Annotated in this window: 14 protein-coding genes; 5 read left to right on the top strand and 9 right to left on the bottom strand. The window is 47.3% G+C overall.

The genetic code is table 11. From position 1 onward, the window contains the following. Positions 1-8: 8 nt before the first annotated feature. Together oadA and CWC22_RS14990 are read right to left on the bottom strand one after the other, a co-directional pair. Positions 9-1,784 (bottom strand): sodium-extruding oxaloacetate decarboxylase subunit alpha, encoded by a 1,776-nt coding sequence (gene oadA / locus CWC22_RS14985; protein WP_125563599.1) that lies wholly within the window; start codon positions 1,782-1,784, stop codon positions 9-11. A 15-nt stretch (positions 1,785-1,799) separates the two neighbouring features. Next, on the bottom strand, positions 1,800-2,063 hold the full coding sequence (locus CWC22_RS14990) for an OadG family protein (protein WP_138538673.1): 264 nt from the start codon (positions 2,061-2,063) through the stop codon (positions 1,800-1,802). 429 nt (positions 2,064-2,492) lie between these two features. On the opposite strand from CWC22_RS14990, the gene CWC22_RS14995 reads away from it, so the two are divergent. After that, entirely contained in the window at positions 2,493-2,969 is a 477-nt protein-coding gene (locus tag CWC22_RS14995; RefSeq protein ID WP_125563603.1) for a YcxB family protein, read from the top strand. A 48-nt stretch (positions 2,970-3,017) separates the two neighbouring features. Here the strand turns inward: CWC22_RS14995 and csrA are convergent, their stop codons facing one another. The 6 genes from csrA to CWC22_RS15025 all read right to left on the bottom strand — a co-directional run bounded on the left by csrA (position 3,018) and on the right by CWC22_RS15025 (position 9,211). Further along, the gene (csrA, locus tag CWC22_RS15000) at positions 3,018-3,209 is read right to left on the bottom strand and encodes a carbon storage regulator CsrA (RefSeq protein ID WP_010386837.1); all 192 of its coding nucleotides are present in this window, start codon (positions 3,207-3,209) and stop codon (positions 3,018-3,020) included. Between the two features lie 90 nt (positions 3,210-3,299). Beyond that, positions 3,300-4,520, bottom strand: a complete 1,221-nt coding sequence (locus tag CWC22_RS15005; protein ID WP_138538674.1) for an aspartate kinase — start codon at positions 4,518-4,520, stop codon at positions 3,300-3,302. A gap of 3 nt (positions 4,521-4,523) precedes the next feature. Then, a complete protein-coding gene (gene alaS / locus CWC22_RS15010; protein ID WP_125563607.1) occupies positions 4,524-7,127 on the bottom strand; it encodes an alanine--tRNA ligase in 2,604 nt (867 codons plus the stop codon). A 38-nt stretch (positions 7,128-7,165) separates the two neighbouring features. Then, entirely contained in the window at positions 7,166-7,633 is a 468-nt protein-coding gene (locus CWC22_RS15015) for a regulatory protein RecX (RefSeq protein ID WP_125563609.1), read from the bottom strand. Beyond that, entirely contained in the window at positions 7,633-8,427 is a 795-nt protein-coding gene (locus CWC22_RS15020; RefSeq protein ID WP_138538675.1) for a BPSS1780 family membrane protein, read from the bottom strand. The genes CWC22_RS15015 and CWC22_RS15020 overlap by 1 nt, the downstream gene beginning before the upstream one ends. A 151-nt stretch (positions 8,428-8,578) precedes the next feature. Continuing rightward, a complete protein-coding gene (locus CWC22_RS15025) occupies positions 8,579-9,211 on the bottom strand; it encodes a GTP cyclohydrolase II (protein WP_010386843.1) in 633 nt (210 codons plus the stop codon). Between the two features lie 362 nt (positions 9,212-9,573). Between CWC22_RS15025 and CWC22_RS15030 the strand changes: the two genes are divergently transcribed. The 3 genes from CWC22_RS15030 to CWC22_RS15040 are packed head-to-tail and all read left to right on the top strand — an operon-like array spanning position 9,574 to position 12,828. Next, positions 9,574-10,803 (top strand): hypothetical protein, encoded by a 1,230-nt coding sequence (locus CWC22_RS15030; protein WP_125563613.1) that lies wholly within the window; start codon positions 9,574-9,576, stop codon positions 10,801-10,803. Continuing rightward, complete coding sequence (locus tag CWC22_RS15035) at positions 10,803-11,279, top strand: hypothetical protein (RefSeq protein ID WP_125563615.1); 477 nt, start codon at positions 10,803-10,805, stop codon at positions 11,277-11,279. The genes CWC22_RS15030 and CWC22_RS15035 overlap by 1 nt, the downstream gene beginning before the upstream one ends. After that, the gene (locus tag CWC22_RS15040) at positions 11,269-12,828 is read left to right on the top strand and encodes a sensor domain-containing diguanylate cyclase (RefSeq protein WP_171045084.1); all 1,560 of its coding nucleotides are present in this window, start codon (positions 11,269-11,271) and stop codon (positions 12,826-12,828) included. Before CWC22_RS15035 ends, CWC22_RS15040 begins: the two co-directional genes overlap by 11 nt. Positions 12,829-12,886: 58 nt before the next feature. Here CWC22_RS15040 and CWC22_RS15045 read toward each other — a convergent pair whose 3' ends face one another. Further along, on the bottom strand, positions 12,887-13,393 hold the full coding sequence (locus CWC22_RS15045; RefSeq protein ID WP_138538677.1) for a DUF3087 domain-containing protein: 507 nt from the start codon (positions 13,391-13,393) through the stop codon (positions 12,887-12,889). A gap of 200 nt (positions 13,394-13,593) precedes the next feature. Here CWC22_RS15045 and CWC22_RS15050 point away from each other — a divergent pair, with 200 nt between their 5' ends. Continuing rightward, positions 13,594-14,241 carry an energy transducer TonB gene (locus CWC22_RS15050; RefSeq protein WP_171045085.1) on the top strand — a complete coding sequence of 216 codons (648 nt, stop codon included), beginning with the start codon at positions 13,594-13,596 and terminating at the stop codon, positions 14,239-14,241. Positions 14,242-14,275 lie beyond the last annotated feature (34 nt).

Consider the following 14,275-nt stretch of genomic DNA (forward strand, 5'->3'; position numbering starts at 1 on the left):
CCAATCTCCTATGCCAGTGCGACGATGGCATCACCAGCCGACACTGAGTCACCTTCGTTAACCAGGATATCGGCGATTTTACCGCTATGCGTGGCACGCACTTCGGTCTCCATTTTCATCGCTTCCATGATCAATACCAGATCGCCCTGCTCGACCACATCACCCTGTCGGGCATGCAATTTAAAAATATTGCCTGCCAGTGGTGCGTTCAGCGTTTCACCGCTGCTGATCGAGGCAGACTGAGGCATCAGCTCGCTGTCCTTAACCTCAACTTCTTTGAGCTCTCCGCCAGGGGCAACCACTACGTTATATACCTTGCCTTCCACTTGCACACTGTAACGCTCTTGTTGAGGTTTACTCACTTGTGCGGGCGCAGGGGTCGGTTGAGTTGGTTGAACCAACTCAGGTTTAGGTTCAAATGCAGCCGGGTTGTCACGATTTTGTAGGAATTTAAGACCAACTTGTGGGAACAAGGCGTAAGTCAGCACATCATCAATCACCGCATCACTCAGCGCAAGATCCAGACCTTTGGCTTTTTCGACTAAGTCGCGCTCAAGCTCAGCCAGCTCTGGCTCTATCAAATCAGCAGGACGACATGTGATGGCTTGTGCACCGTCCAATACGCGTTGTTGAAGCGCAGCGTCAACCGGCGCAGGTGTTTTCCCGTACTCACCTTTAAGTACACCCGCCGTTTCTTTGGTGATGGATTTGTAACGCTCTCCGGTTAACACATTCAGAACGGCCTGAGTACCAACAATCTGAGAGGTTGGTGTCACCAAAGGTAAGTAACCCAGATCCTGGCGCACAGATGGGATCTCCTTAAGTACCTCATCTAAACGGTCATCAGCCCCTTGCTCTTTGAGCTGATTTTCCATATTGGTCAACATACCACCTGGTACTTGTGCCGATAAAATACGGCCATCTACACCTTTAAGACTGCCTTCAAAGGCTGCATACTTTTTACGGACATCACGGAAATAAGCTGCTATCTCCTCAAGCTGCAATAAATCCAGCCCGGTATCTCGCTCAGTCCCCTCGACAATAGACACTAAAGTTTCGGTGGCACTGTGACCGTAGGTCATACTCATTGAAGAAATCGCGGTATCCAGCATATCAATGCCTGCATCGACCGCTTTTTGGTAGGTCGCTGTGCTCAGGCCTGTCGTAGCGTGGCATTGCATAGCAATCGGCACAGATACCGTGTTCTTCAATTCGCGGATCAGGACTTCTGCATCATAAGGTTTCAGTAACCCAGCCATGTCTTTAATACAAATTGAATGACATCCCATTTGTTCAAGTTGTTTCGCCTGCGCTAACCACATGTCCAGAGTATGTACCGGACTGACCGTATACGAGATAGTGCCCTGTGCATGTGCACCAACTTTGATCGCAGCACGGATAGCTGTTTCCAGATTACGCACATCGTTCATGGCGTCGAAAATACGAAACACGTCAACACCGTTGTGATGGGCACGCTCAACAAATTTTTCGACCACATCATCAGCGTAATGGCGATAACCCAGCAGGTTTTGTCCCCTCAACAGCATCTGTTGCTTGGTGTTTGGCATCGCTTCTTTCAGGGCGCGGATCCGATACCAGGGATCTTCACCCAGGTAACGAATACAGGCATCAAAAGTCGCCCCGCCCCAGGATTCAACTGACCAATACCCGACCTGATCCAATTGCTCAGCAATGGGCAACATATCTTCCAGGCGCATACGTGTGGCCAGTAACGACTGATGTGCGTCGCGTAGTACCAATTCTGTAAGTTTGAGCTGTGACATAAGTGACCCCTTGAATTATTTTTCTGATTGGAAGTGCTGGTTACGGTATTGCGAAATCGCTGCGCTAATGGCGGCCAGGTGCTCGCCTGGTATTTTTCCTGCGTCTGAAACCTGCGATTTAGTTGCCCTTGAGCTGGGCTGTGTTTGCGCTTCTTTTGGCGCGGCAAATTTAGATAACCCTTTCACCGCAACAATCAAAATAGACAAGAATACAAACACCCCGACCATGCCGGTCAGCATTAAGCTGGCTGCCTGAGCCAGTAAGGCGGTTATGTCCATCTCTGCTCTCCCCTTGTTGTTAACATTTTTTTGCGTGACATCATGCAGATACAATAGATAGCCACAATTTATAGATAATTATGCAACCATCATAACAAAACCGACTGCTTTGTAAACCAACGTGTAAATTGGTATTACCAATAGGAATTCATACTAAATTTCAAACTGTTACGATATTCCAAATGAAAATTTAATGAAAACAGCCAAATAAATATGAAAAATAGTCAAGATACCTGGTGAGAATAGGCAAGTGGCATAAAAAATATTCACCCTCAGACTTCCCTTCAACAGAAACATACAATTGGTATGACCAAAAGTAAGTTTTTGAGACATGTTAACAAATGCTGTAAGCAGCGATCTGCAGTTTACGTAAAGCCTGCGCAAGTCGATAATTTCGGGGTATAATGGAGAGATGAAATAACTGGAGTTATGTGTGTGTTTCACTGCGAGTTTACGCTGGATAAAGATTACTTTCGTGAGTGTTTTGATCAATCTTTGCCTTACAGCAATGTCAGCAAACCCAAATATGCCCTGGTGGCATTTTTATTTATATTAGGCTGTGTCGCTATCTACGGTCTGGACAACGCCTATCTAGGCAACTTTTTGATTTTACTTGCCGTTTTAGAGTGTATTGCACATTACTATCGACGCCCTTGGTGGGTAGCAAGACAAATGGTGACGCGGGCCAGTGGCAGTAAAATAACGCTACAAATTGATACACAGGGGATCACGGCGACCAATCCGTATAAGTCCTATCAGATCCTCTGGTCAGAAGTGAATAAGGTAGCAGAAACCCAACTGGGCGTGGTGCTGGTGCGTGCGGGTACAAACCAGTACATCTCTAAAAAAGCCCTCTCCGCGGAAGCCTTAGAGTTTATTTTGAGCAAAAAAAATAGCCACGACTGAGTGGCTACCTTTTCGAATTCTACCGGGCTGTTGTCCGGGAATCAGGTATTACATATTACCCGTAGTCGGGTTAGACTTTTCAGCCTGAATACGCATGTAGATCTCTTCACGGTGTACAGAAACATCTTTAGGGGCGTTAACGCCAATACGAACTTGATTTCCTTTAACACCTAATACGGTTACAGTTACTTCATCACCTATCATTAGAGTTTCGCCTACACGGCGAGTTAGAATTAGCATTCTCTTGCTCCTGTTATTCCAAAATTTAAAAGATTCCGCGTCTTGGTCATTTTAATGAAAAGTTTCCGTAAAAGTAAGCAAAATTATTGCCTAATCGTCACTTTCCAGTTTAAAAGCGTCATGCAGAGCACGTACAGCCAACTCAAGGTATCGCTCATCGATTAATACTGAAATCTTTATTTCCGAGGTTGCAACTAACAAAGGTGAAATATTCTCTGCCGCCAGCGCCGAAAAGAATGTGCCGACATTAGCAGAGTGCGACTTTAAACCCACCCCTACCGCTGAGATTTTTACAACCGCAGTGTTACTGACGATTTCAACTGCGCCAAACGTGTGCTGATGCGTCCTGAGCAAATCCAGCGCCTGCAGATGATCATTGCTGTGCACAGTTAAAGCATAGTCTATTTTGCCAGTATGTTGATTCATTTGACTGATCATGTCGACTTCTATCGCATATTCACCTAGAAGTGACAAGATTTTAGCCAGGGTTGTGGGGCTGTCGGATGCCTGTTTAACCATCAGCAGACATTCATCTTTTTGATGTGCAATCCCCGATACCACTTTCTTATTCATGGGGCTTTCCTCGTAAGTTATCAAGGTCCCGGCATCTGGTTTAAAGGTAGATAAAACACGTAATGGTAGGGTATAACGCCCGGCCGCTTCGACAGAGCGGATCTGCAACACCTTAGCCCCCAGGCTTGCAAGCTCCAGCATTTCCTCGAATGTAACCCGAGTCATACGACGCGCTTTTGGTTCAATCCGGGGATCACAGGTATAAACACCGTCTACATCGGTGTAAATCTGACACTCATCAGCCCCCAACGCAGCGGCAATTTCAACAGCGCTGGTATCCGTCCCGCCACGTCCTAAAGTCGTGATATTGCCTTCAAGGTCACGGCCCTGAAAACCAGCAATGATACTAATGTGGTGCTGTTGCAGCTCTTGACGTAAACGTGAAGTATCTATATCAGCAATACGGGCACGACCAAACATATTGTCTGTGACAATACCGACTTGATCGGCCAGTAAACTGATGGCGGAATGGCCCCGTTTAATAATGGCCATTGCCAGTAAAGCGATAGATACCTGCTCACCGGTGGTCAGCAGGACATCGAGTTCTCTGGGGCTGGGTTGCGTGTCTATCTGTCTGGCCAGATTAATCAGACGATTGGTTTCACCTGACATGGCTGACAACACAACCACTACTTGATGACCAGCTTGTCGGGTCTTGACCACCAGGTCAGCGACAGCTTCAATACGCTCAACCGAGCCTACCGAAGTGCCACCAAATTTTTGAACGATCAGTGCCACGTGTTACTGAGTTTTCTCGGCCAGCCACGCTGAAACACTGGCCAATGCAGCATCCAGATTTTGTGGCTCTGAACCGCCAGCCTGGGCCATATCAGGACGGCCACCGCCCTTACCACCTACCTGTGCAGCCATATGATTCACCAGGTCACCGGCTTTCACACGTCCAACCAAATCTTTAGTGACACCAGCGATCAGGCTAACTTTGTCACCATTTGCCACACCCAGAGCGATAACCCCTGAGCCCATCTTGTTTTTCAGGTCATCAACCATGCCACGTAACGCTTTAGACTCAGTACCTGCTACGTTAGCAACCAACACTTTAATGCCATTGATGTCCGTTGCAGATTCAAGTAAGGACGCTCCAGCGGCACTTGCCAGCTTATCATTCAGCTGAGACACCTGCTTTTCTAAACCTTTGGCTTTTTCAATCAGGGCTGCTACTTTGTCCAGCGCACTGCTGTTGTCGCCTTTCACCAAAGCTGCAATTTCTGCTAGCGTTTGTTCCTGATTAGCAACATAAGCAATAGCTTCAGCACCCGTTACGGCTTCGATACGACGCACACCCGCAGCAATACCGCCTTCTGAGACAATCTTGAACAAACCAATATCACCAGCACGAGACACGTGTGTACCACCGCACAGCTCAATAGAGTAGTCACCAATCGACACGACACGTACTTCATCGTCGTACTTCTCACCAAACAGCGCCATGGCGCCCTTCTCTTTCGCCGCGTCTATGTCCATTAACTCGGTATTCAGCGCGAAGTTAGTGCGGATCTGTGCGTTGACGGCATCCTCAATCTCACGCAATTGCGCTTTGTTGACCCCTTCGAAGTGTGAAAAGTCAAAGCGCAGCTTATCAGCCATGACCAATGAGCCTTTCTGTGCAACATGTTCGCCTAATGCCTGACGCAGTGCTTCGTGCAAAATGTGCGTTGCCGTGTGGTTTTTCTTGATGTCTTCACGACGTGCAGCATCAACCTGAGCATCGGCCTTATCATTAACACCAATACGACCTGTAACACGACCATGATGGGCAATGGCATTGCCAAGCTTTTGCGTATCTGTTACTACGAACTCGCCGGCCGCGACTTTCAGGCTACCGGTATCACCAACCTGACCACCTGACTCAGCGTAAAACGGTGTGCGGTCCAACACCACAATGCCGCTGTCACCTTCTTCAAGCACAGAAACAGACTGGCCTTCTTTGAACAGCTCCACCACAGTACCGGTATAATGTGTCGCATCGTAGCCTTTAAAGTCGGATGACTTCTCAGATTTCAGCTGTTCGTTGTAATCGGCACCAAACTTACCCGCCTGCTGAGCCATCTTACGCTGAGTTTCCATGCACTCTTTAAAGCCACGTTCATCGATGGTCATAAAGCGTTCACGCGCCACATCTGCTGTCAAATCTGCCGGGAAACCATAGGTATCGTACAATTTGAACACCACATCACCTGGGATCACATCGCCTTCTAATGAAGCCAGGTGCTCTTCCAGGATAGCCAGACCGCGGTCTAGTGTCTTACCAAACTGCTCTTCTTCAATACGCAGTACCTTCTCGATGATGGCACCTTGTTTAACCAGCTCAGGATAAGCTTCACCCATTTGCTCACTCAATGCGCTCACCAGCTGATGGAAGAATGCGCCCTTCGCGCCTAATTTATTACCGTGGCGAACTGCGCGACGAATGATACGACGCAGCACATAACCACGCCCTTCGTTGGATGGCATCACACCATCAGCAATCAAAAATGCACAAGACCGGATATGGTCCGCGATAACGCGTAATGATTTATCTTCAAGATCCTGTGCACCCGTTACTTTTGCAGCTGCCGCAATCAACGCCTGGAACAAATCAATTTCATAGTTTGAATGCACACCTTGCATGATCGCTGAAATACGCTCAAGACCCATGCCGGTGTCGACAGATTGCTTAGGTAGCGGCTCCATGGTGCCATCGGCATGACGGTTGTATTGCATAAAGACCAGGTTCCAGATTTCGATGAAACGATCACCGTCTTCTTCTGGCGACCCCGGCGGTCCACCCCAGATCTCTTCACCATGGTCAAAGAATATTTCTGAACAAGGGCCACATGGACCGGTATCACCCATCGACCAGAAGTTATCCGAGGTAGCAATGCGTATGATTTTATCTTCCGGAACCCCCATCTCTTTTGACCAAATGTCATAGGCTTCTTCGTCATTGTGATAAACAGTGACCAGTAGTTTATCTTTGGGTAGTTTGATTTCTTCAGTCAAAAATTCCCAGGCAAAGCGAATCGCATCTTTCTTGAAGTAATCTCCAAAGCTAAAGTTGCCCAGCATTTCGAAAAAGGTGTGGTGACGCGCGGTATAGCCAACATTTTCCAGGTCATTATGTTTACCCCCGGCACGCACACAGCGCTGTGAACTAGTCGCCCGATTGTAAGGACGCTTTTCACCGCCCAGAAAAACATCTTTAAACTGCACCATACCGGCATTGGTAAATAACAACGTAGCGTCATTTCCCGGGATCAGTGAACTTGAAGGCACCACCTGGTGTTGTTGTTTGGCAAAGTAGTCAAGAAAGCTCTGCCTTATCTGTGCGGTCGTCATCTGCTGCATGTGCTCATTACCCTTTATTGCTGCTGTAGTAACAGGCATTACTCACCGTGTGAGTGTGCCTCGATAGCATAATCTATTTCGTCATAACGAAATCCGCGCGACATCATGTAGCGAATTCGTTTTGACTTCTCTTTATAATCCAATTGAATTGTCGACCGGCTGTACTTTTTCTCGTAGGCACGCAACGCCACGCTAAACCAGTCGACTTCTTGTTCTTCTATTAAGTGTTGTAAATATGATTTGTCGACACCTTTGCGCTGCGCATCCATCATAACACGTTTTTCACCTAGTCCCTTGGCCACTTGCTGCGACAAGAAACTGGCGCAATAGCGCTTGTCATCCAGGTAACCAAGCGACTCAAGCCAGTCAAGTAAACGTGTGATATACGCCTCTTCAGCCTCTTTTGCCCGTAACTTCTGAGCAATTAACTGACGCGAATACTCCTGCCTGGACAAAAGCCAAAGCGCATAATTCTTCAGCTTTTTCTCATGCTCATGTTGATCCATCAGGCGTCAAACCGGCCACTTTGCTGTTGCTGCTGCGGTGGCGTATCGTCACTTGATGCAGGCGGCTCAGAGACAGACATGATGGCCTGAAACGAGACAAAAAACCCAATGTATGCAATGGGCATCACCACCAATAGCGGGACCAACGACATAGGGATAGAAAGCAGCATTAACAGCGCTACCAACAGCCCAAATACTGTCAGAGGTGCCATGTTGTGATAAAACACCAACAAAGACTGCTTCATCGCCTGAATAATACGGGGTTCATCACGGAAAAATACTAAGGGTAGCGCATAGGCAAAGGCCATCATCGCCAGCGATTGTATAACAACAAAAATCGCAATGTCCGCAAAGGTAACCTGTGCAATGACTTGCGCCAACACTTGCGCCTCATCACTCTGTTCATTCACGCTTTGTAATACTTCCAGTGCAGGACCAAATAAGACGCCCAGCAAAGCACTCAGTAACAGCGCAATACCCATTTGGTACAAACCAAAGCGAAACAAATTCAGGCGCCGGCCTTTAGTTGAAAAGGGCACTAAAATGTCGGCCAAGGTAATCGCTTCACCCTGTTGTTTTTTCACCACTGCCAGATAAAATCCCACGGTCAAAAAAGGCGACGCCAGTACAGCCACGAGCTGTAATGGCGGAAAGACGAAAGGCACCAGGCTCACTACAACCATGAGCAGGTACATCATGACAAAGGTAAAAGGTTGGGACTTGAAAATAATCCACCCGGCTTTAAGCCACTGCAAGCCATACCCTGCGGTAAACGTTTTAAATTCTGTTGGCATATTCATCAATTCATTGTGAAACAGACCGATTATACTGGGTCAAGGAAGGACTTAAAAGGTCAGATGGGGGAATTTTCAACTCGTTACCTACAACATCTGAGTCGATACTGGTCAATCGACAAAACCAACTGACCAGCGTGTTGCCTACGACCTAGATTTCGTCTGGCTTTTTGATCTTTTTAATGTCTAACATGTGCGAGCCATGTTTTACTTTGGTCTCGAGGTAATTTTTATTTCCGGCCACACCCACTTTAACATGTGCATGCGTGCCCACCACTTCCTCAACCTCAATCCCGGCATCTCTGAGCGCGTTAAGCTTACGGGGGTTATTGGTCATCAGCCGAACGTGATCCAGGCCAAGTGCCTGCAACATCAGTACCGCATCCGAAAAGTCACGCAAGTCATCATCAAACCCAAGGTGATTATTCGCTTCATAGGTATTCATGCCTTGTGACTGCAGCACGTATGCGTCGATCTTATTATATAGCCCAATCCCTCTGCCCTCCTGACGGAGATATAAAAGCACCCCCCCCTGCTGATGCATCGCTTCAATACTCTCATTAAGTTGTTCACCACAATCACACCGTGACGAGTGGAATACGTCACCCGTTAAACATTCAGAATGCATTCTAATCAGCGGCACTGACTGCTCGCTATCGGCACGATTAAACACCAGGGCAACGTGTTCCTGGCCGTCCTGTAACCCTTCAAATGAGACGATTTCTGCGGGGATATGACTACGCTGCCCAACATTCAGCTCAACTCTTGCTCTTACTTGTGCCACGACTACAAAATACCTAATTGCAAAAATGTGATAATATCACAAAAAATACTGTAACAGACTATATGGTGGCTAAGCCACCCAGTTACAAGTCCTCAGACTAAATACTGGCAAATACACCGAACACCGCTAGGCTATTAATATCAGACTAGGTTAATTTGCAACCAATTCTAGAGCATAGCTCAGGCGCTAATGGATTAAAAATTTCTCATTTAGAACAAATGAATAGCAATTTTTTCAGCATTAACGCCGAGGTTTCCTCATTGTATGATTGGCTACTTAATTAAGCAGGTTTGATATCAGAACTGCCCGGTGCCACTCGCACTAGTGCATTTTCTACTGAAATAATATCTTAATGGTAACTGATGCGCTCGAAAATTGTGATGTTTTTATCCCTGATCTGGTGCCTTGCGCTACCTACGCAAGCAGATCAGCTAAAAGTGGATGGCTTTGCCACATTAGATATCAACATCAGTAACTCCCAAACAGCCGGGATCCGACATGTGATCTCGCAACCCGACGCCAGCTATTTAGGTGAGCCCAGCTTTGCCAACTCCTCCATTGGCTTACAGTTCGAGTGGCAATCGTCTTCGCAACTGCAGTGGGTGGCGCAAACCGTGCTCAAAGAACGCAAAGAGTACAAGCTTGATTACCTTATTCAAATGGCTTTTGCTCGCTACACCCTGACACCTAACTGGCAATTTCGCATTGGTCGTACCGGACTCGATCTCTATATGATGACGGAGTACCGAGATATTGGCTTTGCGTTTAATTATGGTCACCCCCCCACTGAGTTTTACGCGGTTGTACCACATCAAAGCCTGGATGGCATTGATGTCACTTATACCTATCCACTTGAACAAAGTGTCCTGACTTACAAAGTGTTCGCCGGACGTTCAAATGCACCGATAATCAGTGACGAAGATTTCATCTGGGATGTTGAGCTGAAATCTATATATGGCATGGGCCTGTCGTTGCAAACCCAAAATTGGCTGCTGCGCAGCAATTTCACCACCACTCAGGCTGGTAACACTAATGAGCAACAGATTCAATTGCTCAGCGCTTTACAACAAATACCAAACGCTGTCTGGCCTACACGCCAGGCATTGATTGAATCCTTGCAAATTAAAGGCAAACGGTTTAATTACTTTACACTCGGAGCCCACTACGACGACAGCCATTGGATTTTACAAAGTGAGCTCGCCTATATCGACTCAAACTCTGAGGTGCTCAATCATTTAAAAGCCGGATACATCAGTGTCGGCACGCACCTGGACAACGACACTTGGTTACTAACTCTCAGTGCTGCAAAATCTAACAACCGTGTTGATCCGGGGCCTTTGCTGACGACACCTCAGCTCGATGCGCTCTATCATGGTGTGATCCGTCACACCAATTTTTACCTGATAGATCAACATACCTGGTCGTTAAGCTGGCGACGCGATCTAACCTCCACGCTGGCAGCGAAAATCCAACTTGATCACACCCAGGCCAACCACTTACCATCGGCCTTTTACCTCCACAAGAACTTGTCGTCTGGAGATCATGACAGATATTTTCAGTCACTTGGACTCAGTCTGAATTGGGTGTTCTGATGCGGCTGCAAGTACTATCAAGCATTCAGCATACCCTGACAGGGCTGCAAAAATTATTCAGAATGGCCTTGAGCCTGTCGCTGTTCATTTGTTTTACCACTGACGCGAACGACCCTCTGGTGGTAATTGTGCACAAGGACAACCCTAATCAGCAGATTTCCCAGCACCAGCTGGTCGATCTCTATATGGGCAAATATACCGCCTTCCCGGACGGCACCTTGGCTAACGTCCTGGACTATGAACAAGGGCATCCTTTACGCACTATTTTTCTGACATCATTAACAGGGCGCCCTATTAATCAGATAAATGCATACTGGTCACAGGTAAAATTTAGTGGTAAGGCCTCTTTCCCACAAGCATATCAATCAATCGACGCTATACTTGAAGAAGTCGCATCTACGCCCGATGCAATTGGTTATGTGCCCGCAACTGCGGTTACTGAGGACGTCAAAGTGGTGTATCGTTTTGTTCAATAAACACAGTTTGATCACACGGCTAACCCTTTTACTGAGTCTGGTGACGCTGCTTTTCAGTGTGATCTACGCAAAGCTCTATTATCGGCACGTGTTTGATGAAGAGCTGGCACGGGCCAGCGACACAGTTATGCAAATAGGGAAAACGGTGTCGTCTACAGCATCTATCGCCGCTTACCTTGAAGACAAAGATTTGGCCACAGAAGTCGTTAACGGGCTGGTGAGCAACGATATTATTTTATCAGCTGCGCTCGTCAGTAAAGATACTTTACTGGCCAAGAGCATATTACACAGCGGTCCGGGCAGTATTCAGATCAAACTGGTCAATCCGTTTTTTCTGTCAGAGCACATTGGCTTAATACATATCGCACCAAACACCCAAATTATTGAACAGAATGCACAAAATATCGCGCTGGGCGGCGTCAGAACCATGTTGGTCGTGATCCTGCCTATCATAATCTTACTGACGACCCTAGTTTATTGGCAAGTCACCCGACCCTTGAATCACCTCGGCAAACAATTAGCAAAGATCCTTCCAGGCAGTGCTCAGCGCCTAAAAATAGACAAGCACGCCCATCATAACGAGATAGGTCGTATTGAACTCGGGATCAATACCCTACTGGACAAAGCCGAGGTGTTATTCGAGCAAGAGCGCAACCTCAGAGCAGAAGTGGTGGAGCTGGAAAAACGCTTTCGGTTGATGTTCGAGCAGTCATCTTCGCCCACCTTACTGGTTAAAGATGAAGGAGATATTTTGTTGATCAACGATGCAGCAAAAGATCTGCTCGTTGGTATGGGCGTAGACATAGATGAACGATTTCCGGAGAATCTGGGACTGTACTGTAAAACCCCGGATATTCTTTACACCTTCACTGAAAACAGCATCAAACAAAAACAAGTGATGCAGTCTGAATTTGAATTCATAAACCCACTGACTCAAACCACCGTATGGTTGAGCATTATTGTACTCAACACACTGAGCGACGGAAAATGGTATTTTCAGGTGTTCCTTGCCGACATTACTCTGCGTAAGACCATGCTCAACCAGCTCAACAAGCGCGCGCAAAGGGACAGCCTCACTGGACTGTATAATCGCTACGGTGCAGAGCTCATGTTACTCGACTGGATAGACAATCAATGTACATTTAGCCTGCTGCTCATAGACTTAGACAAGTTTAAACCAATCAACGACGTGTATGGTCACAATGCTGGAGATGCGCTGCTCAAGCACGTAGCAAGTCAATTATCTAACACGATGGGCACCACAGACCTGGTTTGCCGCTGGGGGGGAGATGAATTTTTGGTTGCCCGGCTGGATATAACACAACAAGAGCTTACTCGTCTTGCTCAGGCACTACTCGAAGCAATCAATCAGCCTATGCCATTTGAACATCGTGAAGGACAGACCGAGCTGGTGGTGGGTGCCAGTATCGGTATTGCGCACTTCCCTCAGCATGCAGAAAACCTAAAAGGCCTGGTGGAATGTGCTGACGTCGCAATGTACAGCATTAAAAAGACCTCCAGGAATAACTTTACCTTTTATTCCAATTGAGCACAGTTGCATGGCTCAGCATTACTCTGACTGAGCCACCCTTCTTATTGAATAGCCCTCAGAACTTATCTAACAAAGCCGAATCGTACCGGGCCAAATCCAGTGTTACCTGATATTGCTTGGTCAGCGCATCGAGCTCTGCCTGCCAGATGCCTAGCTCTTCCATCGTCAACGTATTATCGTCAAGCTGCCATAATTGACGCGAACCACTGTAACTAAAGTGCATGGCAAGCATGGCATCGACATCACCCTGCTGTGCGGCCACCTTAACTTTGGCCATTTTTCGGGTAACCTTATTCAGCGCCTGTTTGAGCTGCCAGACATAGTTCACTTCATACATGAACGGGTGATACTGCACCTGTTTGAGTACCGCAGCGATTATCACACACGTCAGCACAACCCCAGTCAGGTTCCAATGGAAGTGACTCCCATCCGGATCCGGGAAAGCAACAATCAAAATCCGGGCAAACCCTAAGCTGCCAGCGACCAGGGCCGCAATACAGGCCGCGATCACTATGTTTAGGTGTTTTCTGTAACGTGTTTTATCTATGTCCAGTAATTGCATCTTTTCTCCCACATACTGTAAAACTATCACGCAGGCTAGGCTGTTACGCCCTGCTTAGCCTGTAATGATGAACAGGTAATCAGGTAGGCCTGTTCAGTTATTTTGCGCATTCTAACGTAATCGGAAAAAAAAACGCTAACTAGTTCACCCCTTTTTGACCTCAGCCCCGTTTTACTGATAAATCATCCAGGAGCATGCTTATGAACGGTCAATTTCTAGCAGAACAATCGCCTCGTCCTTACCAGACCCTGAACAAGGTATTATTGTCGTTTTTGGGCGCCTGCGGCGTCACCTTTGCTGCATTTGCTTTTATGCAGCACTTAATCAGTCAGGATCTGGAGTTTAAACAGGATCCAATCACTTATACGCCTGTATTTTTACCCACGTTAAAACAAGATAGTCCGGTTGAAATCAGAGACAAGCTGCCGCCTCCGCCTAAACCTGTGCCGAAAGCTCCACCAAAACCAACGGTGAATGCAGAAACGCCAACCGTGGCGTTAAACGGGCTTGGCAGTGCGCCAGTCGTCGAAACAGGCCCTATACAAATGGGCTCATCGATGAAACCAACCGATATGCAGGCAACGCCCATCGTCAGAATTGAGCCTCGCTACCCGGCTGTCGCGGCACGTGATGGTACGCAAGGGTGGGTTGAGCTGCACTTTACAATTTCTGAAACAGGCGAAGTAGTCGACGCCAGAGTCGCCAATGCTGAACCCAAACGTGTGTTCAACCGTGAGGCATTAAAAGCCTTAAAGCGCTGGAAATACCGCCCTCAAGTGGTGAACGGTCAGCCCCAGCGACAGCCCGGACAAAAAGTCGTGCTGGAGTTCAAGCTCAACCAGAATTAATATCTAGACTGGGCACCGGGTTTATTTACCTGGT

This window comes from Pseudoalteromonas rubra (assembly GCF_005886805.2).
Classification (GTDB): Bacteria; Pseudomonadota; Gammaproteobacteria; order Enterobacterales; family Alteromonadaceae; genus Pseudoalteromonas; species Pseudoalteromonas rubra_D.